Raw genomic sequence first — 25,556 nt, forward strand, 5'->3', positions numbered from 1 at the left:
AGGGATCACCTCTTGTCTTCTATAACTTCGGGTAACGCACCTAATGCACTGCTGGAAGGATCGATACTGCGTTCGTTGCTAAGCATTGCTATACCCGTGATCTTATCTAACCTTTTGCAGTCTGGGTATATCACTGTGGATGCGTTCTGGGTTGGGCGCGTAGGAAGCACAGCGGTCGCGGCAATCGCCGTCAGTCAGCCCATCTTCTTTCTGGCCTTCGCACTAGGTATTGCTTTAAATGTGGCCGGCTCAATGTTAGTGGCACAATTTGTCGGCGCAGGAAAACATCGCGACGCCAGCACTATTGCTTCACAAGTGCTCATTCTGGCGCTGATATTTGCTCTGCCTATTACATTGCTAGGTGAGATATTCGCCCCCTGGATGCTACATATGTTGGGTACTCAGGCCGATGTTTTCCCTTCTGCGCTGAAATTTCTGCGAGTCATTCTTGGCGGCATCATATTCACTTTTGGTTTTGCCATGCTGCAATCGCTAATGCGTGCCGCAGGCGAAGTGCGTATCCCGCTTTTTATCACCGCAGGTACGCTACTCCTCAATGCGATTATTGACCCGATCTTCATCTTTGGCTGGGGCGTGATCCCGGCATTTGGTGTTGAAGGCGCGGCCATTGCCACAGTGACAAACCAATGTCTTGCCATGCTGGTCGGGTTTATGGTTCTACGTTCTGGACGTATTGGGATCTCTATTAATTTCTCGGAAATGAAACCACGTTGGGATACCGCAAAGCGCGCCATGCAACTCGGATTCCCGGCCTCTATTGAGTTGTGTTCTTATGCGTTAAGTGCCAGTGGAATGATGTTTCTGGTTACGGCCGTGGGCACCGTGGCGACCGCGGCTTTCGGTGTGGTCAACAACGTGAATGCGCTGGTCATCGTCCCGGCAATTGGCATGTCGATGGCAACTGCTACGCTCGTTGGACAAAATATCGGGGCAGGACAATTTGATCGCGCTCGGTCAATTGCTCGTTTAAGCGCGCTCATTTCGTTCTTAGGGCTAAGCGTTATCGGCCTGTTAGGGTTCATATTTGCCCCAAACATTATTGCGATATTTACGCCTGACCAACCACGCATTATCGAATACGGTGCGCAGTTCTTGTACATCATGGCACCAAGTTATGGGTTGATTGGTTTACATATGGCACTGAGCGGTGCGTTCCGCGCATCGGGTCGAACCATGACGACCATGACACTGGCGCTGATCGCTCAATGGTTGGTTCAGTTGCCTTTAGCTTGGGCGCTATACAATCATACTTCACTTGGAATATCAGGGCTTTGGTGGGCTTACCCACTGACCAACTTGTTCACGGCCGCCATGACAATGATATTGTTCGCTCGAATTAACTGGCAGCGTACAAGGTTGATTGGGCCGCAAGGGGCTGCGCAGGAAAGTGCCGCCTGATACTGCAGTCATCACCTCGGCGCTGATGTAAACATCAGTGCCGAGGTAGTCATTAGTATGCCAACATCATGTTCATTCGGTCGCTTATCACTAAACGGCAATATTTCAGCGTTGGCGAACGCGCCCGGCAGGTTTTTTCAGGCGAAAGAAGTTTCGACTTAAGCAATAAAATAATAACGGCCAGATAGATTTCTATTTGGCCGTTTTCATTTATCACGGTACTGCGTTCGATTAAGCGGAAATATATTTTGGTCGATATATTTCCGCTAAGCGATCGTCTCTTATCTTAAAATAAGTAACTTACCGAGCAACTCCTGACGCATTCTATTATCTTGCGCGAAGGTACAGATATGAATTCTCACCAGCGCTCTATCCGGTTTTGACGGAGAGGTAGTTATTTCGGTGATCTTGGCTTTGATACGCAATATATCGCCTGGGCGCGTAGGTCGCGGCCAGCTGATTTTCTCAACGCCAGTACCGATAATACCATTCGCCAAAGGCAAGCTTTTTACCAGCAGGTTCATAGTGATCCCTACCGTATGCCAACCGCTGGCGGCCAGGCCTCGGAAGATAGAATCTTTGGCCAGGTCATCGTCCATGTGGAAGGACTGAGGATCATATTTTGTCGAAAATTCGGTTATTTCATCTGCACTGACGTAATAGTCAGAGCTATGAAATACCTGACCCACTTCAAGGTCATCCAAATGCAATTTGGATGGTGTCATAGTCGTCACCAGGCTTCCTTCAAAGTGGTTATCAGCGCTACTCGAAGAATCGTTTGCAGCATTTTCTACATGCATGTTCACGATCAACCCCTTATCAATATAAATATATCCTCCGGCTGGTAACACCTTGGTTTCCCAGATGTTCAGTGTGTTCCCTACACAGCCGTCAGGTAAAATTAGAGACTCAATAGTCTATGAAAAGGCCATCCAACCAGCCTTAGACTGGCCACGCCTCATACGAAATTTTGCAAATACTTCTGCGCTGTTAAACGACAAATAGACGTTGTACTGAAAGAGCTGCTCAAACGTTAAACCCGGCGGCTGCACATAGCTGTGTCCAGGGTAAATTCGCACCCCTCCAGGTAGAATCGCCTTCAGGCGTTCGACACTTGAAAATAGGTTCACAGCAGCAGCGTCATCGGGACACAATCCGCATCCTTCAATAAACAGCGTATCGCCGGTAAATACGTGCTGATCTATCCAATAGCACGTGCTTCCTAACGTATGTCCTGGCGTGATTATCGGACGGATAAGCATGCCAGCGGCTTCCCAAGAGCACTCCTCAAAGGTACGTAATGCGGGAATACTAAAACCTGAAGACTCCGCTTCTTTACGCGATATCCACACCGGGCAACCATGTCGGCTTGCCAACGTATCGGCAAGATCAATATGGTCAGCATGGGCATGGGTAATCAGTATTCCCACCAATTCAGCGTTGGCATCACTCAACGCTTTTTCTACTGTGTCCAGTTCCCATGCGGGATCAATAAGTAATGCCTGGCCCGTGCGGCGGTTAAGCACCATATAATTATTATTAATGAAGCGGCCACGGCTCACTTTTAACGCCGTCACCGCGACATCTTCTGACGAGATCGCATACTCTAACGCCGACGGCATCATCCTCTTCTCCTGTCTGATTGCACTCGCACCGACCCATCAGTAGCAAGGGACTCCTGTTGCCTGTTGTGCAGTAAAACCAGCGCCTTGTGTGTCAAAGCAAACCCCAGTTCTGCAACTCTGCAATCGTATTTTCTACCCCATGTTCTTGGCTGACTTGATACCCAAGGCGCTTCGCCTGGCTCTTCACCTCAGCTGAGAAACTTTTGTTCAGGGCATGTTCTATTTCAGCTTCTCCTGAGCGTTTCATATCAATGCTGCCACCGCTCACGCCCAATGCCTCAAGCTGCCATGCCCAGTAAAACTGATCGTAGATAAATGGCATGACGATTTGCGGTGTTCCCGCTTTCGCCGCAGCGGCAACCGTACCGCCGCCGCCGTGGTGGAATACGGCTTTGACTCTTGGAAACAGCCACTCATGTGACACACTCTCAACACAAATCACGCCCGGCAGATTGGCGGCTAAAATCATGTCGGTTTTAAGTGCGCCACCGCCACTCATGATTACAGCACGTATACCTGAACGTTTAATGACGTTGATAATTTTTTGTGTCAGCCCAGCAGGATCGGAGCTGGCCATGCTGCCAAAACCGATATAAATAGGCGCGTCGCCTTCGGCAATAAATTGCTCAAGCTCCGACGAAACCTGCTGCGTGGTGCTGACATCACCAAACCAATTACCGGTTATCTTGATGGTGTCTTGTGGCCATTCGCTCGGACGCGGCACGATATGCTGGCTAAATGCATACAACACCTTTCTTGCCGCGTTGTTTTTATCCGCCCACGGGCCGCTCCACGGCCAGGCGGGAAGCCCCAGACTCTGGCGACAATCGGCAAAAGATTTCGCCACGAAACGCCACATAGCGAGACGCAGAAACTGCCAGACTGCCAGATTGATAAACCCCGGTAGCTTGAAGATTTTCTTCAAGAAAAACGGGGGTATCGTCCGCGATGGCGTCAATGGCGCAAAATAGACCGTCACCACAGGAATATCGAATTTCTCGCCAATCGACATTGCCAAGGGCACTGCCTGGTTGGCGGCGATGATTAAGCGGCTATCCTTTGCCGCTGCAATCGCCTGTTCAACCCAAAGAGACATCAGTTTATTGACGACTCCCGACATCTTTTTCGCGGCCTTGCGTGATGAATCTCCGTCCATCAGTCCCTGTTCAACCTGCCTGGCTTCTGGAAGATCAAGATCCCACCTGTCGTATCCCAATCCCTCATCGGTAACAAATTGCTCATTACGTTCACCGGACATGATGGAGCACTGGTGCCCCATCTGTTGAAGCTTCTTACCAAGAACGATAAACGGGCGGATATCACCCATCGAACCTGCGGTAAAAATGGACACTTTCATCACTCACATACCTCGTTGCTACCGCGACCTTTCAGTCTTTTTTTCGACATGTGATATTCAATCTTTAGGAATGATCACTTGCAGATTCTCAAAACCACGCAAGAAATTGGAGTAATTACGTGTTGGCTCTTCGAGCACTTCAATTTTGGAAAAACGCTTAAGGATCTCTTCCCAAATAATCGACAGCTGCATTTCAGCCACTCGGCTGCCTAAGCAGGCATGAATACCCACCCCAAAGGAGAGGTGACGGCGAGCGCGTTCACGGTCGATACAGAAGTTATCAGGATCATCAATTGCTGCCGCATCGCGGTTGCCAGAGACATACCACATCAATACACGGTCGCCTTCTTTGATATTCTTGCCGTTCAGTTCCACATCACGGTTAGCCACGCGGCTCATAAAGCTGATTGGCGATTGGAAACGCAGGGTTTCCGATACCATCGACATCACCAGCTTATGATTAGCACGGAGCTTAGCGAACTCTTCCGGGTATTTATTCAACCAATAAATGCTGCCTGAAATGGTGTTACGCGTGGTGTCGTTGCCGCCGATAATCAGCAGAACAATGGTGCCGCGGAACTCATCGACGGTCATATTTGCCGTTTCAGGATGGTGAGCAAGCATCGAGATAAGATCATGGCTTGGCGGCTCATTGCGGCGTTTTTCCCACAAGGCTTCAAACGCTTGATAACACTTAACGGTTTCTTCCGCTTTTTGTTCCCAACTTTTAACCGGACCACGTCCTGGCTCAATCATCAGGATGTCAGACCAAAAGGTCAGTAAACGACGGTCTTCAAACGGGAAATCAAACAGCGTTGCCAGTACGGCGGCGGTCATTTCTTTAGAAACTAAATCAACCCAGTCAAAGGGTTCGCCAATTGGCAAATTATCGAGAATAATCCCTGCACGCTCACGCATGATAGGTTCCATTCTTGCCAGGCTAGCAGGCCCCATACCAGGCGTTACCGCTTTACGGTGCTTGGTATGTTCTGGTGGGTCCATGGTAATGAAGCCCACGTTTTTACGGCGTTTATGGCCAATTGCCTGTAACGCGGCTTCAAGTTTGACCTTCTCTTCCAACGACTTAAGATCGATGTTGTGTGTGGAGGTAAAGTCGCGGTGATTATTCCCCACGCTACGGATATCGTCCCATAGCGTCACCGACCAATAAGGGCCAAATTCACTCTCAGGGGTGAAATGCACAGGATCTTCGCGTCTTAAACGTTCGAAGACCGGCAGCTCTGTGGCATTAGCAAAACGATCTCTGCGCGCAGGGTTAAGTTCTTCCAGTGGGATCGTATTAATATCTTCAAAAGCAGCGTGTGATTGTTCGGTCATTTTCATTCACTCGTTATATTTTTTGATTGTGTTAATGCACATGACCGTGGAAAGTGCCCACTCACAAACTCAGGCACCTTCCACGGGAAGAGTCAGCTAGCCTTTATTGACCCGCCTGCACAAACTGAAACCACAATTGCACCAGCTCAGTAACATAAGGCGCTTTCAACACCGTAAAGTGCTGAGCAGGCCCGTTCACTGTATTAAGCGCATCGGCCCAATGGGCCCATCCAGCCTGATCCTCACGGCGACGGGTAACATCTTCGTCGTCGTTCATCCAAGGATCGCGAACCTGTACCAGGTTTACCTGCCCCTGATAGCGAGATGCCGGAACGTAATGTGCCTGCCTCGCGGCATGGAAAGTCTGCCACGGGCCTTGCAACAAGCTAGGCGATGAGTTGCCCGGCAGTTTCCCGGCACGATGCAAATGTTGGTGCACGACGGACAGCATCTTTTCAATGTCGTTACTGGCGTAAATGGATGGGTCAATATCCAGCGCCGCTCCTAGATTGAAGCCGATGCTCTCGACATATTCGCGCAGACAATCAGCCAAACTTGGCGTCACAGCGTCATCTTTGCTCGCCAATGGCGCTTCAGAGTCGATAAGCGTCAACGACGCAACCTGATATCCCTGGGCCGCCAGTTGACTCGCCATTTCAAACGCCACTTGTCCACCAAAAGAGTGACCAAGCAGGTGAACTGGCGTCTGCACATCAAAGCCCGCCTGACGAATCGCTGCCAGGTTGCGTGCCGCTGCCGCTTCTACCGACGCCTCTGGCGTTGTAACGCCATCGATACCTTTTGGCAGCAGTCCGTAAACCGGCTGATTAGCGGGTAATGACTGTACGAAAGGCAAGAAGTCGGTCACTGTCGCGCCAGCACCGGGGATGCAGAACACAGGCGTGGTGTTAGCCGAGCCTTTTTGTAATGCGATCAACGGTTTGAAGTCAGCGCTATCAACAGGTGCAGAGAGAGTCGCCGGGCGCGAAGCCTGGGCGCTACCAGCCTGCAATTCGGCGATTGGCGCATCAGGTGATGTCACCATCGCTTCCAGCGTAGCCAGATAGCCCGCCACCATGCGCTCGGCCGTTTCGCGGCTAAACAAGTCGGTGGCATATTCCAGTATTCCGTCCATCCCCAGCGGCGTACCGTCGGTGCCATATTTTTCATACAGCATGTAGTACAGATCCCACTTAGCGTTACCGCTGTGGGCTGGGAATACGCTGGCATTCAGGCCGGGAACGTTGAAGATTTCCGACGGCGTGTTTTGCAGGATCATCATGGTTTGGAACAATGGATAATGCGACGGTGAACGTACCGGCAATAATTCAGTGACCAATTTCAGATAAGGAATATCCTGATGACCATACGAGTTTAGCGCCTGGGTACGCACTCTTTCGAGTACATCATTCACACGAGGATTACCTGAAGTATCTACGCGCATCACCCATTGCGTCAGGAAGCAACCCACCAGCTCACTCAACGCTTGGTCACTACGCCCAGCAGAAATGGCGCCCAGCGGGATGTCTTCGCCTGCGCCGAGTTGGGTGTAATAAATACCCAATGCCGCCTGCAAGACCATCGACAATGTCATGTTGCGCTCGCGCGCCAGCACGCTTAAACGCTGATGCAAATCGGCGTTGATTGGCAATGGCAGCATTTCGCCGCGATAGCTCGGTTTTTCTGGACGCGGATAATCCATCGGCAGAGCCAGCGTATCAGGAACGCCTTTTAACGTTTTCTTCCAATAGGCTAATTGCTCGGCAAACAGACTGTCGGCATCGTTAGGATCACCGAGCAGTTCGCGGTGCCACACGGCATAGTCCGCATACTGAACAGGCAGCGGGACAAAGGCAGGTGCTTCACCTTCACTGCGCGCTTTATAGGCCAGCGTCAGGTCGCGAGTCAGCGGTGCCAAAGAGAACGCATCACACGCAATGTGGTGGAACAAAATCACCAGAATGTGAGTTTGTGGCCCCACGCGCAGAATTGACGGACGGAACGGCAGGTCAACCGCCAGGTCGAACACCGACGTAATCGCTTCAAATACCGCCTGCTTGGCGTGTTCTGGGCTGACGTCAACATAAGGAATGTCGAAATGGACGTTAGCAAATGGCTCAACCAACTGAACGGTTTGCCCGTCAACGACGCCAAAGCGAGTGCGCAGTGTTTCATGACGCTCAACCAAGTCGTACAGTGACGCTTTTAACGCCGCTTGATTCAGCTCACCTTCGAGCATCACGACAATCGGTGTATTCAGCGATGAGTTATCACCACGGGTATTCTGGCCCACCCACATCAGATGCTGGCCATAAGAAACCGGCAGCGGCGCTGGACGCGGTTCAACTTTAGCTAGCGGTTGGCGTACTTTAGTTTGATCGCTCAGTTGCTTAGCCAGGCTAGCCACCGTTGGGTTTTCAAACAGCACGCGCACCGGCAGCTCAATACCGAGTTTGGCGCGAATGCGGCCAATCAATCCGGTTGCCAGAATCGAATGTCCGCCCATTGCAAAGAAGTCGTCATCGATGCCAATTTGCGGATGTTGCAGCAATTCTGAGTACAGTGCGCACAGCACTTCTTCACGCTCGTTGCGCGGCGCGCGATAGCTAGAGGCATCGCTGAATTCAATCGCAGGCAGTGCTTTGCGATCCACTTTGCCGTTAGCGGTCAGTGGGAATTGATCCAGCGCCACAATACGCGCAGGCACCATGTAGTCCGGCAGACGCGCATTGAGGTAATCCTGCAATGTCGCTTCTACCTTTTGCTGCTCAGAGATGTCTTGTTGCTCAGAGACTTCTTGCAGCTCAGGTGCCACAACATAAGCTACCAGGCGTTTACCCGCGCCGTTGTCTACGGCCAGCACCAGCGCCTTATCAACCTGCGGATGTTCAACCAGACGGGCTTCAATCTCACCAAGCTCAATACGGAAGCCGCGCAGCTTGACCTGCTGATCGTTACGACCGACAAAGATCAGGTTGCCATCTGGCTGATAACGCACTAAATCGCCGGTGCGGTACAAGCGTGCATCGGCGACAAACGGGTCAGCCACAAAGCGTTCGGCGGTTAGGTCGTCACGATTGAGATAACCCAGCGCCACACCAGCCCCACCAATATACAGCTCACCTACCGCACCTAGCGGTACTGGATGCTGATGCTTGTCCAATACGTAAGTGGTGGTATTGCCGATTGGACGGCCGATCGGAATGCTCGAGGCATTAGCCGATACATTATCAATGGCATAAGTGGTGGCAAAAGTGGTGGTTTCAGTCGGTCCGTAACCATTGACCAGTTTGGCCGATGGTGAAGTACGCAGCACTTGAGCAATGATGTTTGGATCAAGCGCATCACCGCCAACAAACAGTGATTTAAACTGTGGAATGACCGGAGCCAGCTCAGTATAAAGCTGGTTAAACAGACCCACAGTGAGCCACAGCTGGTTCACGTTATGCAACTTAAGTGCACGTACCAACGCCGCAGGAGAGAGCAGTGTGTCGTGATCGATAGTGACGCAGGTTCCCCCCGTGAGCAGCGGTGCCCAAATTTCCAGAGTACTCGCATCAAATGCGGTGTTCGCCGCCAGCGCCATACGGTCGCCCGCTTCAAAACTGCCCACGCCGCTATTAATCACTAAGCGGTTGATCGCGTAATGCGGTACCAGCACGCCTTTCGGGATGCCGGTCGAACCTGAGGTGTAGATAACATAAGCCGGTGCGCTGGCCGCAATCTGCACATCAACGGCCGCATCGCTGGCATTCGCGACGTCAGCGCCATTGACATCAATGACCGGCAGATGGATATCCGCAGCCAGTGCCTGATGCACATCGCTGACCAATACACGCGCCGCGCAGTCTTCGATAACCCAGCTTAAACGCTCTGGCGGTGCCAACGGGTCTAGCGGTACATAAGTCGCGCCAGCCTTGAGGATAGCCAAGGTCGCAGCCAACAGCGCACTACCGCGCGGCAGCAACAGCGCCACGAAGTCACCCGGTTGAACGCCTTTGGCAACCAGCACCTGCGCCAGACGATTAGCACGCTGGTTCAGGGCGTTATAGCTGAGTTGTTCGTCACCATCAATGACCGCAATCGCTTCTGGCGTACGGGCAACTTGTTGCTCGAACAGACGATGAACGAGTTCATTGGCAGGGAAAGACGTTGCCGTATTGTTCCAATCCACCAGCAGTTGCTGGCGCTCGCTGGCAGGTAAGATATCCAACGCATGCATTGGTTTGCTTGGGGTGGAATCCAGCGCATCGGCCAGACTTTTCATCACCTGCTGCAAATAACCAATAATGCGCTCAGCAGAGAGTTGTGGAACAGCCAGCACGTTCAGGCGCAAGGTATCGCCAAAGTCGTCCACTGACACGGTCAGAGGATAATCGGTACGTTCTTCAAAACCGTGCCATTCGACCATATCGCGTTCGCCGCTAACATCTACGCTCTCATCTGACGCCTGTTGATTGTGGCGATAGTTGAACAGCATGTTAAACAGCGGCGTTGGCGCGGCAATGCCGCTGCAACGCTGGGCCAGGCTGAGCGAAGCATGCTCGTGATCGAGCAATGCGGCCAGACGCTTGTGCGTGGCGCGCACGCTTTCTTCAACGCTGACATCGCCCAAATCAAGACGGATCGGCAAGGTGTTAATGAATGGCCCCATGATCTGGTCGCCACCCTCGCCCGCCTGCAAACGACCGAGCAGAATGGTACCAAACACCACGGTGTCGCTATCGCTGGCGCGGGCCATAATCTGTCCCCACACCAGGTGACAGATACTGCCCATGCTGACGCCAAGGCGGCGCGCATGCGCACGGAGACGATCGACTACCGTTGGCTCAACATCTTGGCGCAGCTCGACGACAGTTTCGTTGTCCACGACGACATTATTGATACCAAATGTCAGCGTCGGTGCGTCGATATCACCGAGCATCTCGCGGAAGAATTGCTCGTGCTGGGCATCAGTCGTGCCGCTGCGGATCTTGGAGATCAGACGACGGAACGGCTGCGGCGCAGGCAATAGCTGCCCGCGCCCCATGATAAAGGCGGTAATGTCTTGGATCATGATCTGCAGCGATGTGATGTCATCGATCAGATGGTGCTGCAACATGATCATTTCCCAGCGTCCACTTTGTGGATCCTGAGCGGTATAAAGACTCAGCAACGGCGCCTGAGTCAGATCAATACGATAATGCGAGGGATCATAGCGCTCAACCAGCTGCGCCATGATTGGGCCATTGGCCGGATCAAGTTCAACTTCTGTGAGCTTAACCGGCGCATTACGCAGTACAACTTGTGCCGACGTTGACAGACCTTGCCAGAAAAACGCCGTGCGCAAAATGTCATGGCGATTAATGGTTTGCTGAACGGCCTCGACGTATTGCAGCATCACCTCGCGGTTTGCCAGGGAAACCTTGGCAAACTGCAGGTAAGGGTCGCCTTTGTCGCTTAGCTGATGCAGGAATAAAATCCCTTCCTGCAACGGCGTCAATGCGTAGATATCCTGCACATTCGCCACGCCACCAGGAACCTGCGCAACAATCTGCTCAATATCGTCCTGAGTAAGATCAATCAGAGGCAACATATCTGGCGTCAGATGAGTGGTCTGCGGAGTGATTCTATTCGCTGGCACTCTTGCACCACCACTCCCCCCTTGCGAGGAGAAATCTCTCCCCCCGCGCAGGGCTTCGACGAGAGCAGGTTTATGCTCTCGCAAAGCGGTTTTGATATCAGGGGTCAAAGACCCCTTTGCTGCCTTGATGACCAGAGATTCACCATCAAGCGATAAGGCAATATTTGCCTCATCAAGTGTCTTCAAAAGGTCATCAAAATCCATCATAGTCTCATCTCATCGAGTTCAATGGTACGTGCAGACAGCTCTGCTAAAGTTGGGCTCTCGAACAGTGCACGGATCTCAGTACTCAAATCACGCTGACGCAGATGTTCCATCAGTTGAACTGCCAGCAGCGAGTGCCCGCCCAGCTCAAAGAAGTTATCATGACGTCCAACGCGCTCAACGCCCAACAGCTCCTGCCACAGCTCAGCCATCGCAATCTCAATATCACCTTCTGGTGCTTCATAAGTACGACGGAAGAATGAAGAATCATCTGGCAGAGGTAACGCCTTACGATCCAACTTGCCATTGGCAGTCAGCGGCAGCTCATCAAGTTTGACGAAGGCTGCTGGCACCATGTATTCAGGCAACTGTGCCGCCAGGCTGCTACGCCACTGAGCGATGTGCTCAGAAGTGCTCAGACCTTCAGCTTGCGCTGCGGCATCGAGAACCACATAAGCCACCAGACGCAGGTCACCCTGAGCGTCGTCACGCGCCACAACAACCGCATCACGTACAGAAGGTTGTTTCAGCAATTCAGCGTCAATTTCACCCAGTTCGATACGGAAACCACGGATCTTAACTTGGTTATCGTTACGGCCGAGGTATTCGATATCGCCATTAGGCAGATAGCGCGCGATGTCACCGGTGCGGTACATACGTCCATCAGCTTTAGAAGCAAACGGATCTTTAAGGAAGCGTTCTGCAGTCAGGTCTGGACGATTCAGGTAGCCACGAGCCACGCCCACGCCGCCGATGTACAACTCGCCGATAACACCCAGCGGAACTGGACGTTGATGTTGGTCCAGCAGATAGATACGCAGGTTAGCGATTGGACGGCCAATTGGCACAATCGCAGTCTCTGGCAAGTCTTTCGGACAGGTCCAAGAGGTTACGTCGATGGCCGCTTCGGTTGGTCCGTACAGGTTGTGTACCGCGGTGTCTGGCAGCACTTTGTAGCAAGCGGCAACGCTGGCTGAGCTCAACGCTTCACCACTACATACGATACGACGCAGTGAGCGGCAGGCTGAGACGCCATCGCTTGCCAGGAACAGGTTCAACATCGATGGTACAAAGTGCATGGTGGTGATGTTGTTAGCCTGAATAACCTGAGCCAGCGCTTGGGTATCTTTGTGTGCACCTGGAGGCGCGACCACTAAGGTTGCACCAACAGACAGCGGCCAGAAGAATTCCCACACCGATACGTCAAAGCTGAAGGTGGTTTTTTGCAATACGGCATCGCTGCTATCGAGCTGATACGCGTCCTGCATCCACTGCAAGCGGTTGATAAGACCGATGTGTTCGTTCTCTACGCCTTTTGGCTTGCCGGTAGAACCGGAGGTGTAGATAACATAAGCCAGGTTGCGTGAGGTCAGACCCAGTTCAGCAGGAGACAGTGAGTCAGTTGACAGCGATGAGCTAGCCAGTGCCGCCACATCCAGGTCAAAAGCAACGGTTTTGCTGGTATCGAGTTCTGCGGTCACTTCGCGGCCACGTTTGTCGAGCAACAGCAGTTTCGGTGCTGAGTCTTCGAGAATGTAAGCCAAACGGTCAACAGGGTAATCAGGGTCTAATGGCACATAGGCACCACCGGCTTTGATAATACCCATCAAGCCAACCACCATCTCGATGCTACGATCCAGACAGATAGCTACGCGATCGTCTGGTTTCACGCCTTGCTGGTGCAAGTGGTGCGCCAGTTGGTTAGACAACGCATTCAGTTCTGCGTAGCTCAGTTCACGCTCGCCAAAGCGCAGTGCGATAGCTGACGGCGTCAGTTTCACCTGTGCTTCGAACATCTGATGTGTATAAGCCACGTCTGGGTACACTTTGTCGGTGTTGTTCCAGTCGTTCAACAGCAAGTTACGCTCTGCCGCTGGCAGAATGTTGATCTGCTGCATTGGGGTCTGCGGCGCTTCATCCAGGGCTTTAGAAATGTTCTCAAGCGCGTGCTGGGTATAGGCAAACAGCAGTTCTGGGTCCAGAGATTCAACCACCTGAATATTCAGGCCCAACGCGGTGCCGTAGTCGTCCACGGACAGCGTGATTGGGTAGGTAGTACGTTCTTCAAAGCCATCCCATTGGTCCGCTTCTGGTACAGCGAAATCAAGTGAGTTGGTTTCTGATTCACGGTTATGACGGTAGTTGAACAGCGTGTTGAACAACGGTGTAGAACCGGAAATTCCGCTGCAACGCAGTGCCAATGCCAATGAGGCGTGTTCGTGGCTCAGCAATTCAGCCAGGCGTTTGTGGGTCGCACGTACGCTCTCTTCAACGCTGGCACCGTGCATATCAAGACGCAATGGCAGCGTGTTGATAAATGGCCCCATGATCTGGTCTGCACCTTCACCGGCGTGCATACGACCGAACAAGATAGTCCCGAAGACCACAGAATCTTGACCGCTGATGCAAGCCAGCACTTGGCCCCAGGCCAGGTGACAGATGCTGCCCAGGCTCACGCCAAGACGACGTGCATGTGCACGCAGGCCATCGTTCAAACGCTGTGGAACCTTGCGCGCGACTTCGATAATTTCTGAGTCATCGAGCATATTAACCAAGCCATAAGGCGCGGTTGGCTCATCAATATCAGACAATGTAGAACGGAAATAACGCTCGTGTTCTTCCGGGCTCTTACCCAAGCGCACTTGCGCAATCAAGCGGCGGAATGGCTGCGCTTCTGGCAAGGTATCACCTTTGCCAGCCAGGAAGGTATGGATCTCGGCAGACAGGATCAGTACCGAGGTAATGTCATCGATCAAGTGGTGCAGTACACGGAACATTTCATAACGTTCAGTGCTCTTGTCATAGGCAACGAATGCGTGCAGCAACGGTGGCTTAGACAGGTCGATGCTGTAGTGAGACGGGTCGAAACGCTCGGCCAGTTGCTCTGCGATTGGGCCATTGGCTGGGTCGAGTTCAACTTCCTGCACATGCAGTTTTGCCTGGCGTTGTACCACCTGGCACTGAGTCGATACACCTTCCCAGTAGAAACCGGTACGCATGATATCGTGACGGTCTACCACCTTCTGCACCGCATCCAGGTATTTATCAACCTTTTCACGGCTATCAAACGTCATCTGGCCGGTTTGCAGGTACGGGTCGCCCTTGCTTGCCAACATGTGGTGGAACAGGATGCCTTCCTGCAACGGCGCCAGGGAGTAGATATCCTGAATGTTGCTCACGCCGCCCTCAACATGGTCGACGACGTGATCGATATCTTTCTGGGTAAAGTCGATTAATGGCAACAGTTCCGGAGTAATCACCGTGGTCTCTGGCGTAATCTTGTTCGCTGGTACCACCACCTCAAAGGCGTTGGACAGACGCTTACCATTACGTAGAGCCGTTACCATGGTCATTTTGTGCTCGCGAAGCGCACTCTTAATCTCGCTGGTTAGCGCGCCTTTGGCAGCCGTGATGACCAAATCATCGCCATCCAGCGAGATCGAGATTTTTGCTTCTTCTAGCGTAAGCAGTAATTGATCGAAATCGCTCATTCTTTATTCTCCGTCATAATAACTTGTGTGTGATGGTGATTTACGTAATGCAATGCGGCGAAACGGGCACTTTCATGGTGCGAAAATGCCGGAAATAACGTCTTCACAGTCGAGTCTCCGTAAGCTCTATGGTTCTGGCTGCGAGATCTGCCAAAACAGGCGTATCGAAAAGGGTGCGTATTTCAATGCTTAGCCCTTTGCGACGCAGCTGTTCAATCAGACGTACGGCCAATAGCGAATATCCGCCGAGTTCAAAAAAGTGATCCTGACGTCCAACCTGCTCAATACCCAGCAACTCTTCCCAGATAGCAGCCATGGTAATTTCCATGTCTCCTTGTGGCGGGGTATAAGCGCGGCGAGTAAAGGACATCTCATCCGGTGTCACCAAGGCATTGCGGTCTATCTTGCCGTTAGGTGTCAGCGGTAAAGCGTCGAGTATCACGAAAGCTGCCGGGACCATATAATCCGGCAACGCATCTTGCAGATGTGTACGCAGCGTCTTGCGACTAAAGCGGGCATGAACCAGCGTCTGCAGTTTTGCTAAGTGCTCCAGAGCCGATTGTGCGTTCTCAGGAACAATCCAATCGATCAGGCATGCCACTTCATTTACACCAACATCTTGCAGTTGTTCAGCGACTGACAATGCCGACTCTGGTGTACCGATAAAGGACAGCGAGCGGGTATAACGCTCGAAAGCGAATTCCAGCATGCTGCGTTTATCTTCACTACTTAACGTATCGAGGTTAATGCCCTGAGCCTTAAGCCAGCCGGAAAGCAAGCTAAGATGCTCTTCCAGATAATCAAGGAACGGCCCTTTAGCCTGTTGTAATACGTCGTCAAGATGCGCACCCACATAGGTATGAATCATTACCGTCACTTTGCCGGTACGAGGGTCAAAACCTGCTTTCTCGCGCGCAGTACGGTAGAGCTGGATATTTTCTTCCAGGCCTTCCATGGTCTGCGTCAACATATGAGTCAGCACATTCGCGCCACTGCTGCCTGCGTATTCGAAGGTTTCCTTCGTGCCAGCGGCGGTGATCCAAATAGGCAGCTCTTTTTGTATTGGCGCCGGGTAAACTTGCACAGAGATATCGTTGCCGCTGCTATCTTGGCGAGTCACACTGCCGCCCTGCCACAGCGTTTTCAGCTCTTCAATGCCTTTACGCATCACGTCACGGCGCTCGCAATAATTCTGCGGTGCCAGGACAAAGTCTTTCTCGTTCCAGCCGGAGGCAATACCGATACCGACGCGACCGTTCGACAAGTTGTCGACCATCGCCCAGTTTTCGGCCACGGTGATTGGGTCATGCAATGGCAGTACCACGCTGCCAGAGCGCAGTTTGATATTGCTTGTTCTGGCTGCCAGTGAAGCGCTCAACAGTGCCGGGTTAGCGTACAGCCCGCCCACATTGTGGAAGTGACGTTCTGGCGTCCACACCGCAGCAAAGCCGTGTTTGTCACCAAATTCCGCCGCCTCGGCGTAATCACGATATCCCTGTATGCCTTCGCCGTTAGCCCCAAAGAAGAACAGGCTGAAATCCAGGCTATCGGTCAACACCGCGTCGTCTGCTGGAATATCGTCACAAGCGGTATGCACCACATAAGCCACCAACTGCGGCTGTCCAGCCATATTGTCGCGAGCAACAACCACCGCTTCACGCACCATGGAGTGGCTTAGCAGACGCGCTTCAATTTCGCCCAGTTCAATACGATGTCCACGCAGTTTCAACTGGTGGTCAGCACGTCCGAGGTATACCAAACGCCCATCGGCCATAAACTGCGCGAAGTCGCCGGTACGATAAATACGTGCAGCAGGGTCGCTGGAGAACGGATCTGGTAAGAAACGCTCCGCGGTCAGTTCAGGGCGCTCGTGATAACCACGCGCCACGCCATCACCACCGATATACAGCTCGCCCATCGCGCCCATCGGCACCGGTTGCCCGTGGGTATCCAACAGATAAACCTGGGTATTGGCTATCGGGTAACCAATCGCTTGGTTGTAGCGCGACACATCGTCAGCCCCCACGTGGTTGTAGGTTGACCACACGGTCGTTTCGGTCGGTCCGTAGAGATTCCACAGTGACTCACCGAATAGATGCAGACGCTGTGCCAGATCGCTTGGCAATGCTTCGCCACCACACAAGACTTTCAGCTGTGGATGCGGCGTTGTATCAGTATCCACCAGCGAACGCCAAGTGGTTGGCGTTGCCTGCATGATGGTGATATCCAGCGTGTTCAACAGATGCAGCAACGCATGAGGGTCCATCGCCTGATCGCGACTCGCCAACACAATAGAGGCACCGGTCATCAGCGGCAGATACAGTTCCAATCCGGCAATATCAAAGGAGATACTGGTTACGGAGAGCAACCTGTCTTTCGCCGTCAGATGGAACAGCGCCTGCATGCCGGTCAAGAAGTTGACCGCATGGCGATGTTCGACCATCACGCCTTTCGGATTACCGGTAGAACCCGAGGTATAAATCATATAAGCCAGATGGCTTGAGTTCAGCGTTGCCACATCAGGATTACTGCTGGACAAGGCTTCCCACTGCTGACCATCGCGATCGATATCAATCACGGTGACGTGTTGACTCTGCTCGGCACCAAAGATTTCGCGGCCACGGCCATCAACAATCAGCGCTTTCGGGCTAGCGTCTTCGAGAATATAAGCCAGTCGTGCAGACGGATATTCCGGGTCAAGTGGCACGTACGCGCCGCCAGCCTTCAACACCGCGAGCAAGGCAACCAGCATATCGTCGCTACGGCCGGTACAGACCGCCACGCGCATATCCGGCGTCACACCCAAAGCAATCAGATGGTGCGCTAGGCGGTTAGCACGCTGATTTAGCTCGGCATAGCTGACACGCACGTTAGCCATTTGCAGCGCCAACGCCTGTGGTTGCTGGGCAGCTTGCAGCTCAAAGAGTTGATGAATGGTTGCCGATACCGGGTAAGAGACTGCCGTCTCATTACAGGTTTTCAGCAGGTGCTCGCGCTCAAGCGCAGGCAGAATATTCAGCGCATACAGCGGCGTCTGTGCCGATGAAGAAAGTGCATCGGCCTCCAGCGCTTCCGCCAGGCTGATAAGGCTATGCTGGAAATAACCAAAGATGCGTTCAGAAGAGAGCGAATCGATAGTCTGCACGCCAATATCAAAACCGTTGCCAAAGTCATCGACCGAAGCGGTAATCGGATAGTTGGTGCGCTCTTCAAATCCGTGCCATACCACGCCATCAAATTCGATATCACCCAACACATCGACATCGGTAGGACGATTATGGCGATAGTTGAATACTGAGCTGAACAGCGGCGTCGGGGCCACAATGCTGCTACCTTGTTGTGCCAGCGACAATGAGGTTTGCTCGTGTTTGATAAGGGTGGTCAACAGCTTATGCGTTTGGCGCACGGCATCAGCGGCATTCACGCTACCCACATCAAGACGCAATGGCAGCGTATTGATGCAAGGCCCCATGATTTTATCGCTGCCTTCACCCTGCATACGGCCAGACAACACGGTGCCCAGCACCACGGTATCGCGGCCGCTAGAAGCACCCAGCACACGCGCCCAGCTCAGGTGGCACAGGCTACTCATGCTGACGCCAAGACGACGCGCCTGATAACGCAAACGTTGCGCCAGCGCAGCGTCAAGCGGGCGGCGGGTTTCGCTGATTTGCTGCCCTTCGAGATGTCCGCTCTTGATATTGAACGGCATCGTCGGCTCATCGATATCCCCCAGCATCTCGGCAAAAAATGCCAGTTGCTGTTGGGCATCATTGCGCAGATGCAACTGTGCAACATGCTGACGGAATGGCAAGGCAGGCGGTAAATTATCGCCCTCACCGGTCAGGAACGCTTGAATATCAGAGAGCAAAATCTGCAATGAGGCAATGTCATCCACCAGATGATGGATATACATCAGCGCTTCCCAGCGGGCGTGCTCATCATCATAGGCCACGACCATGCGCAGCAACGGTGGCTGTGACAAATCAATACGGTTGAATTGCGGGTCGAAACGCGCCTTCATCTGCTCAACGACAGCGCCGTCTTTAGCGTTAAAGGTCAGCTCAGCCACATGCAAACGGGCATCACGCAATACCACCTGCACCGACTTCTCTAACCCTTCCCAGATAAAGGCAGTCCGCAAGATATCGTGGCGATCGACAACACGTTGGATAGCCGCAAGATAGTTATCCAGCGTCTGACGATGGGTAAAGGAAAGATGACCCAGCTGCAAGTACGGATCGCCCCGATCGTCAAGCAAGTGGTGGAACAGAATACCTTCCTGTAGCGGTGCCAACACATAGATATCTTGAATGTTGGCAATACCACCCGGCGCACGCGCGACGATAAGATCAATCTGCGGCTGCGACAGCTCAACCAATGGCAGCAATTCAGGCGTAATCGCCATAGTCGCTGGAGTAATCAAGTTTGTCGGGATAACTACCTTCGCCGACGCATCTTCTTCGAGTTGGATGTGAGCGGCCAGCTCAGCCAGTACCGGATGCGCGAACAGAGTTGGCACGTCGGTATACAGATTCTGCTCGCGCAGTTGCGCCAACAGCTGCATGGCCAGCAGTGAATGCCCGCCAAGCTCGAAGAAATTGTCCTGACGCCCAACCTGGTTGACACCGAGCAGGGTCTGCCACAGTTGTGCCAGCGTCGATTCTGTCCCAGCATGAGGCGCTTCATAATCACGCTGTGCGTAAGCGCTGTTATCTGGCAGCGGCAAGGCTTTGCGATCAATCTTACCGTTAGCCGTTAATGGCAACGCAGCCATCACCACAAACGCGGCTGGGATCATGTATTCCGGCAGCTGTGTGGCCAAGACTTCACGCCACTGGGCAATGGATTCATTGCCATGGCCGGCTTCTGGTACCACATAAGCCACCAAGCGCGTTTCACCGCCGTCTGGTGAAATACCCACGACGGTCGCTTCTTTGATCTGTTCCAGCGCTGCGATACGCGACTCGATTTCGCCCAGTTCAATACGGAAGCCACGCAGTTTGATCTGGTGGTCGCGACGGCCGAGGAACTCAATACGACCATCGTCTAACCAGCGGCCAATATCCCCAGTGCGATAAACTTTCGCACCAGCGACCCAAGGATCGGCGATAAACTGCTGCGCCGTCAGCTCAGGGCGATTGACATAACCGACCGCCACACCTTCGCCACCAATCCAGATTTCACCCGCCATACCCGGTGCACAGAGTTGGCCAAGCGTATCGACCACATACATACGGGTATTGGCAATCGGTCGGCCAATGCTAAGACGGTTGTCTTTGCTCTGCTCAAAACCACGCATCCATGCCGATGACATGATGGTAGTTTCAGTCGGGCCGTAGCCATTGATATAGCGACAACGCTCACTCCAACGCTCAATCAGCTCAAGTGTCGGTGCAGAACCTGCGGTCAGAATCGTCATGCCTTCTGGCACACGCGCTGGGTCCAAATGGGTCAGATACGGAGGCGGGAAAGCAGAAAAACGAATATCGTTTTCAACCATATACTCCGTCAGCGCAGGCGGGTTCTGAATCAACGCATTCGACAGGAGGTGTAGTTCGCAACCGCGGGTCAAGGTGCCGAAGATTTCGCCCGCTGAAGCATCGAAGGTATAAGGCGCGAACTGGGTGATCGGCTGTCCAGCGCTGAAAATGCCGATGTGTTCACACCAGGCGCAGAAGTTGATCAGACTGCGATGCGCAATCTCCACACCTTTTGGCGTGCCTGTGGTGCCCGAGGTATAGATGATATAAGCAATAGTGCCTGAGTCGATAACGTCATCAACGCCGTCAACCGACGCGTTCTCTGAATAGTCATCAACGAACAGTAAGGTGCTGGTTTCGTCCTCGGCAAAACTGGCTTGCTGGGCGCGAGCGGTCAGCGTCCAACGCACTTGTGCATCGCTGATAATAAATGCGCGACGTTCTGCGGGTGCATCCAGACCAATCGGCACATAAGCGGCACCGAGTTTGATAATTCCCAGCATTGCGGCGATAAGGTCAGGCGTTTTATCCATGCTCAATGCAATGCGATCGCCCTTCTTCACCCCAACGCTACGCAGCCCGGCCGCAATCTGTCCGGCACGCTCAGCAAGCTGACGATAGCTTAAACGCACGTCATCAGCGACCAGCGCCATGGCGTCGTTTCTGGCAGCCACTTGCTCTTCGAATAATGCGTACAACGAGCGATCGAGCACCACGTCCAGTTCAGTGGCATTCCACTGATAGACAACGCGTTCAAGCTCTTGGCTGCTCAGCAGCGACTGAGCAGCGATAGTACGTTCGCCGCCGAGTGCAAAACTGGCTAATAACAATTGCAGACGATCGAGGATGTTGTAGGCGTCCGCCTCACTCATCTCGCTATCGTGATAGCGTAATTCCAGCGATAGCGCGTCTTCAGTGTGCAAAATAATATGTAACGGCGCCTGGGCTACAATGCTGGCATCAATAGCCGAGCGCGTGTTTTGCACGCTGACCAACGACTCAAACAGCGGTTGTCCCGCTTCAATTCCGGCATATTGCTGCAACACACCAGGCGTGACATCGGCATGCGCCTGATGCTGTTCTAGCACCAAGGCAATATCCTTAAACCAGTCGCCAATAGTGCGCTGTGCGTCAAGACGCCAGCGCAGTGGCAATGCGTTAACGCCACCGGCAACACCCGTAGAGAGCAGCTTGCCAAACAGCACGTCATCTTCGCCGCTGTACTTACTTAAGACTAAGATCCACGCTGCGGTAATCAGTACATCTAACTTAATAGATTCACGCTGCGCCAGCGCCAACAGGGCGTTGTGCAACTCTGTCGCAATCGGAGACAGCAGAGTGCGACTCACATCGGCAGAAGAACCCGCTACCTTTTTGGCATCATCGCTATCGATGGCGCTAATAAGGTTGGCGTTGGTGGTTTTCTGCGCGCCGTTAAGATAGTGCTGCCAATAAGCCAGGGCAGTACCATCGCGCGACAAGAGCATATTATCCTGCAAAGTAGTCATTGGTTATGCTCCCTCGGTGGCAACCTGCCCGGCATGCTTTTTAAGGGCATCGAGCAAAGTAGACACGCTTTCAACATTTCTGCCGAACTGATTGATGATCGCGCCGTGTTGCAGACGCTGGCCGAAACCGTACTTGAGGAAGGTCGATAAGGTGCCGCTTGGGCTCAAATCGACATAGAACGTATCGCGTTGCTCGGCCAATACCTGCATCACACCGAGGAAATCAACCGGTTCACGCACAACTTTCCAGAAATACTGGCTATCCCAGCGTTCAACCGGTGCACCCAACATAGAGGAATAAACCGTCAGCGTTGGCTGACGCTTAGGCAAGGTGTCGACCAAGGCGCGGAAATCATGCTCAATGGCATCGACACCCGCCGAGTGGAAAGCTTGTTCCACTGGCAACATCATCGAGATAATGTCCTGCTGCGTCAGACGGACTTTCACTGCCGACAGATTCGCCAGCGAACCGCTGACCACGAAATTGTTCTGGAAGTTAATGCTCGCCAGTTCCGTGCCTTGATAAAGCTCAGGATTAGCATGGAAGTGAGCCACCGAAGACAGCACACTCATCATGCCGCCGCCTTGGGTTTTATCACGCAGCAGTTGTGCCTGAGAGACTACGAGCTTCATGGCATCATCAAGAGTCAGAACGCCGGCAATCACCGCCGATACGCACTCGCCCAGGCTATAGCCGAGCAACGCATCAGGTTCAACACCTTCAGCCTTGAGTACGTGGGTCAGACTGACACCAATACTGAACAGCGCAGCATGGGACAAAATGACATCAGAAAGCGGTTGGCGACGGCGAGATTCGTCATACAAAGGTTGCAACAGGCTATTGCCTGTGTGCTGACGATACAGCGCATCGCATTGATCCATCTGGTTGCGGAACGCGCTATTACGCTGATAAAGCTCGCTGCCCATACCGTAATACTGAGCACCCTGCCCGCTGTACATAAACACGACGCGCGGTTTGGACGACGAGGCCACAACGGCTGCCTGCGCCGCAGTGGATGCCAACGCCATTGGCTGCGCTTTGATTTTGGTAAACAGACCGCTAAGCACTTTCCCCGGACCAATTTCCAGCTGTTCGACGTCACCCGCCGCCAGCAGGCGCGAGATACTTTCGTACCAGCGCACAGGTTGGCTTATCTGACGGGTTAACAGTTGCAGGTAATCGGACTCTGGGTAGTCTTGCGCCGTATAGTTAGAAATAACCCGCGCTTTGAGCGGGTTAAAGGTAAAGCGCTGCGCAAACTGGGAAAACTGCGCTTCAATCTCACTCATGTAACGTGAATGAAAAGCAGCACTCACGTTCAGTTTGACGTAGCGCGCACCTGCATCAGTAAACAGTGATTCACAGGCAACAATGTCATCATAAAGGCCTGAGATAACGGTTTGCGGTGCGCAGTTGATATTGGCGATATCAATACCGGTAAATGGCGACGAGGCGATAAGCTCTGCAACACGCGCATGATCAATATTCAAAATCGCCGCCATTGCCCCGCGCGGGGCTTTTGACATTAACGCACCGCGCTCTTTCACCAGCGCGACACCGGTAGCAAAATCAAATGCACCGGCTGCAAACAACGCTGCAAACTCCCCCAGACTGTGGCCGGCATAGCAGTCAGGTGCCGCCACACCGTCTTCACGATTGGCGAGTAACCCAAGCGCTGAGACAACAAACAGTGCTGGCTGGGTGAATGCCGTCTCACCAAGGACACCTTGCGGATCCTCGAGGCACAGCTCACGAATCGAGAAGCCGAGCACATCGTCGGCCTCCTTTACGAGATGAGGAAAACGATCGAAGAGATCTTTTCCCATCCCTTTCTGCTGCGATCCCTGACCAGGAAATACCCAAATTGAAGAAGACATAAATCGCCTATTACTTTTTCAAAAGATAATCACTAAACGTTGCTTGCTTATCCCGCCAGCTATTCACGAATTCAGGACTTGGTCTCTACCGCAGGCAAATGCGCTTCGATTTTGCTGACCAGGTCACCGAGCGTATAAATGTCACGCTTATCGCCGTCGTTTACTTTAATGTTCAGCTTCTTCTCAATCTCGTACCAGGCTTCGAGCATCTCTACTGAATCCACTCCAAGCTCACCGCCAAGAAATGACTCCAAATCGACGATCTCAGGAGTAAAACCGGTCTTTTTGATCTCGTTGATAACATCAAGAACAACAACCAAAATTTCTTGCTGACTGCTCATTTTTCTTATCCCCTTACCCAAATCTATTTAGAGCGCTTCAAACTCACGTGCGACTTCAACAATCAACTTGACCGCTTGGTCAATTTCATCCCGTGAGTGGGAGGTCATGACCGAAATACGCAGGCGTTCTTTATCTGGCGGAACCATTGGGTATTCCATGATGTTGGCGAACAGACCACGCTCAAACAGACGGCGGTTGATGTTGCCTACAATGCCCAATTTCTCGAAGAAGATCGGAATGATCCCTGACTGGCCGCGAATAATGTTGAAACCTTCAGTTTCCAACTTATCCTGCATGTAGCGCACGTTGTCATGCAGACGTTCAATACGCTCAGGCTCGCGTTCCATGACATCCAGCGCAGCAGAAATCGCCGCGATGGTTGGCTGTGCCAAACCAGAGGTGAACAGGTAAGGATAAGAGAAGTTACGCAGCATAAAGATGTACTCGTTGCTGCCGGAAACGAAAGCTCCCTGCGCGCCGAGTGATTTGCTGCAAGTAGACATACGCAAGTCAACCTGACCTAACAAGTCGAGGTGCTCAAGCGTACCTTTACCGGTGCGGCCTAATGTACCCACGCCATGTGCATCGTCGAGGATGGTCACGATGTCGTTAGCACGGCAGATCTCAATGTAACGCTTAAGATCGATGATGGTACCGTCAGTAGAACGTACGCCTTCAACGGTAGAGAAAATCTGTGCACCCGGCTTTGAACGCTCGCGGATTTTAGGCAACATTTTCTCAAATTCGTCCAGACGCTCCGGGTCAAAGGTAAAGAACGGAACGTTGGTCATTTTGATCGCGTTGATAACGCTGGCGTGGCTGTTCTGGTCATAAATAATGATGTCGTTACGGTTCATCAAACCGTTAACCCAGCACAGGTTGGCCATGTAACCGCTTGGCAGCAGTACCGCATCTTCGTGACCCGCTAACGCCGCCAGACGCTTTTCCAGATCTCTATGCTGTTTGGTATAGCCAGAAAACGCCGGTGAACCGCCGGTGCCGATACCGTATTTTTCTACCGCTTCGACCACTTTGCTTTTCACGTAAGGGTGATTAGCCAGACCGAGATAGCTGTTTGAGCCAAACACCAACACATCGTTGAAGGTATCGCTATGCAGATCTTTATATTGCATCCGCACATCTACAGGACCCGAGCCTTGGCGCCCTATCATAAAGCCTTTCTCTACCTCTTTCAGATAGGTGCTATATTGCAATTTGACGCGTTCCTTGAACGGCTTACGTTCAAGTTCTATCAGTTCACGGAAATCCATTACTACGACCCCTTGCT

Annotated in this window: 11 protein-coding genes; 1 reads left to right on the forward strand and 10 read right to left on the reverse strand. The window is 52.6% G+C overall.

Translation table 11 applies throughout. The features are described from left to right. The first annotated feature begins 12 nt into the window (after positions 1-12). On the forward strand, positions 13-1,419 hold the full coding sequence (locus tag ACL9RG_RS12625) for an MATE family efflux transporter (RefSeq protein WP_422792963.1): 1,407 nt from the start codon (positions 13-15) through the stop codon (positions 1,417-1,419). Positions 1,420-1,700: 281 nt separating this feature from the next. Here ACL9RG_RS12625 and ACL9RG_RS12630 read toward each other — a convergent pair whose 3' ends face one another. From ACL9RG_RS12630 to ACL9RG_RS12675, 10 genes are all read right to left on the reverse strand, one after another. Continuing rightward, the gene (locus tag ACL9RG_RS12630; protein ID WP_422792964.1) at positions 1,701-2,144 is read right to left on the reverse strand and encodes a MaoC family dehydratase; all 444 of its coding nucleotides are present in this window, start codon (positions 2,142-2,144) and stop codon (positions 1,701-1,703) included. A gap of 192 nt (positions 2,145-2,336) precedes the next feature. Next, positions 2,337-3,044 (reverse strand): solanimycin biosynthesis MBL-fold hydrolase SolJ, encoded by a 708-nt coding sequence (solJ, locus tag ACL9RG_RS12635; protein ID WP_422792965.1) that lies wholly within the window; start codon positions 3,042-3,044, stop codon positions 2,337-2,339. A gap of 91 nt (positions 3,045-3,135) precedes the next feature. Next, positions 3,136-4,401, reverse strand: a complete 1,266-nt coding sequence (locus ACL9RG_RS12640) for a glycosyltransferase (protein WP_422792966.1) — start codon at positions 4,399-4,401, stop codon at positions 3,136-3,138. A 57-nt stretch (positions 4,402-4,458) separates the two neighbouring features. Continuing rightward, complete coding sequence (gene solI, locus ACL9RG_RS12645; RefSeq protein WP_422792967.1) at positions 4,459-5,739, reverse strand: solanimycin biosynthesis cytochrome P450 SolI; 1,281 nt, start codon at positions 5,737-5,739, stop codon at positions 4,459-4,461. 103 nt (positions 5,740-5,842) lie between these two features. Further along, the gene (locus tag ACL9RG_RS12650; RefSeq protein ID WP_422792968.1) at positions 5,843-11,569 is read right to left on the reverse strand and encodes an amino acid adenylation domain-containing protein; all 5,727 of its coding nucleotides are present in this window, start codon (positions 11,567-11,569) and stop codon (positions 5,843-5,845) included. Next, positions 11,566-15,057, reverse strand: coding sequence for a solanimycin non-ribosomal peptide synthetase SolG (gene solG, locus ACL9RG_RS12655; protein ID WP_422792969.1), 3,492 nt, complete (start codon positions 15,055-15,057; stop codon positions 11,566-11,568). Before solG ends, ACL9RG_RS12650 begins: the two co-directional genes overlap by 4 nt. 103 nt (positions 15,058-15,160) lie before the next feature. After that, positions 15,161-22,048, reverse strand: a complete 6,888-nt coding sequence (locus ACL9RG_RS12660; RefSeq protein WP_422792970.1) for an amino acid adenylation domain-containing protein — start codon at positions 22,046-22,048, stop codon at positions 15,161-15,163. Between the two features lie 3 nt (positions 22,049-22,051). Next, positions 22,052-23,926: an ACP S-malonyltransferase gene (fabD, locus tag ACL9RG_RS12665; protein ID WP_422792971.1), complete on the reverse strand. Its 1,875-nt coding sequence runs from the start codon at positions 23,924-23,926 to the stop codon at positions 22,052-22,054. 71 nt (positions 23,927-23,997) lie between these two features. Beyond that, complete coding sequence (locus ACL9RG_RS12670) at positions 23,998-24,267, reverse strand: acyl carrier protein (RefSeq protein ID WP_422792972.1); 270 nt, start codon at positions 24,265-24,267, stop codon at positions 23,998-24,000. A gap of 27 nt (positions 24,268-24,294) precedes the next feature. Beyond that, entirely contained in the window at positions 24,295-25,539 is a 1,245-nt protein-coding gene (locus tag ACL9RG_RS12675; protein WP_422792973.1) for an aminotransferase class I/II-fold pyridoxal phosphate-dependent enzyme, read from the reverse strand. Between the last annotated feature and the right edge of the window lie 17 nt (positions 25,540-25,556).

This window comes from Rouxiella sp. Mn2063 (genome assembly GCF_049319665.1).
GTDB lineage: Bacteria > Pseudomonadota > Gammaproteobacteria > Enterobacterales > Enterobacteriaceae > JBMOUD01.

Coding starts and splice junctions, on each gene's coding strand:
- ACL9RG_RS12630 (WP_422792964.1), bottom strand. CDS start 2,144: ATGACACCATCCAAATTGCATTTGGATGACCTTGAAGTGGGTCAGGTA.
- ACL9RG_RS12640 (WP_422792966.1), bottom strand. CDS start 4,401: ATGAAAGTGTCCATTTTTACCGCAGGTTCGATGGGTGATATCCGCCCG.
- solJ (WP_422792965.1), bottom strand. CDS start 3,044: ATGATGCCGTCGGCGTTAGAGTATGCGATCTCGTCAGAAGATGTCGCG.
- solI (WP_422792967.1), bottom strand. CDS start 5,739: ATGACCGAACAATCACACGCTGCTTTTGAAGATATTAATACGATCCCA.
- fabD (WP_422792971.1), bottom strand. CDS start 23,926: ATGTCTTCTTCAATTTGGGTATTTCCTGGTCAGGGATCGCAGCAGAAA.
- ACL9RG_RS12675 (WP_422792973.1), bottom strand. CDS start 25,539: ATGGATTTCCGTGAACTGATAGAACTTGAACGTAAGCCGTTCAAGGAA.
- ACL9RG_RS12660 (WP_422792970.1), bottom strand. CDS start 22,048: ATGACTACTTTGCAGGATAATATGCTCTTGTCGCGCGATGGTACTGCC.
- ACL9RG_RS12670 (WP_422792972.1), bottom strand. CDS start 24,267: ATGAGCAGTCAGCAAGAAATTTTGGTTGTTGTTCTTGATGTTATCAAC.
- solG (WP_422792969.1), bottom strand. CDS start 15,057: ATGAGCGATTTCGATCAATTACTGCTTACGCTAGAAGAAGCAAAAATC.
- ACL9RG_RS12650 (WP_422792968.1), bottom strand. CDS start 11,569: ATGATGGATTTTGATGACCTTTTGAAGACACTTGATGAGGCAAATATT.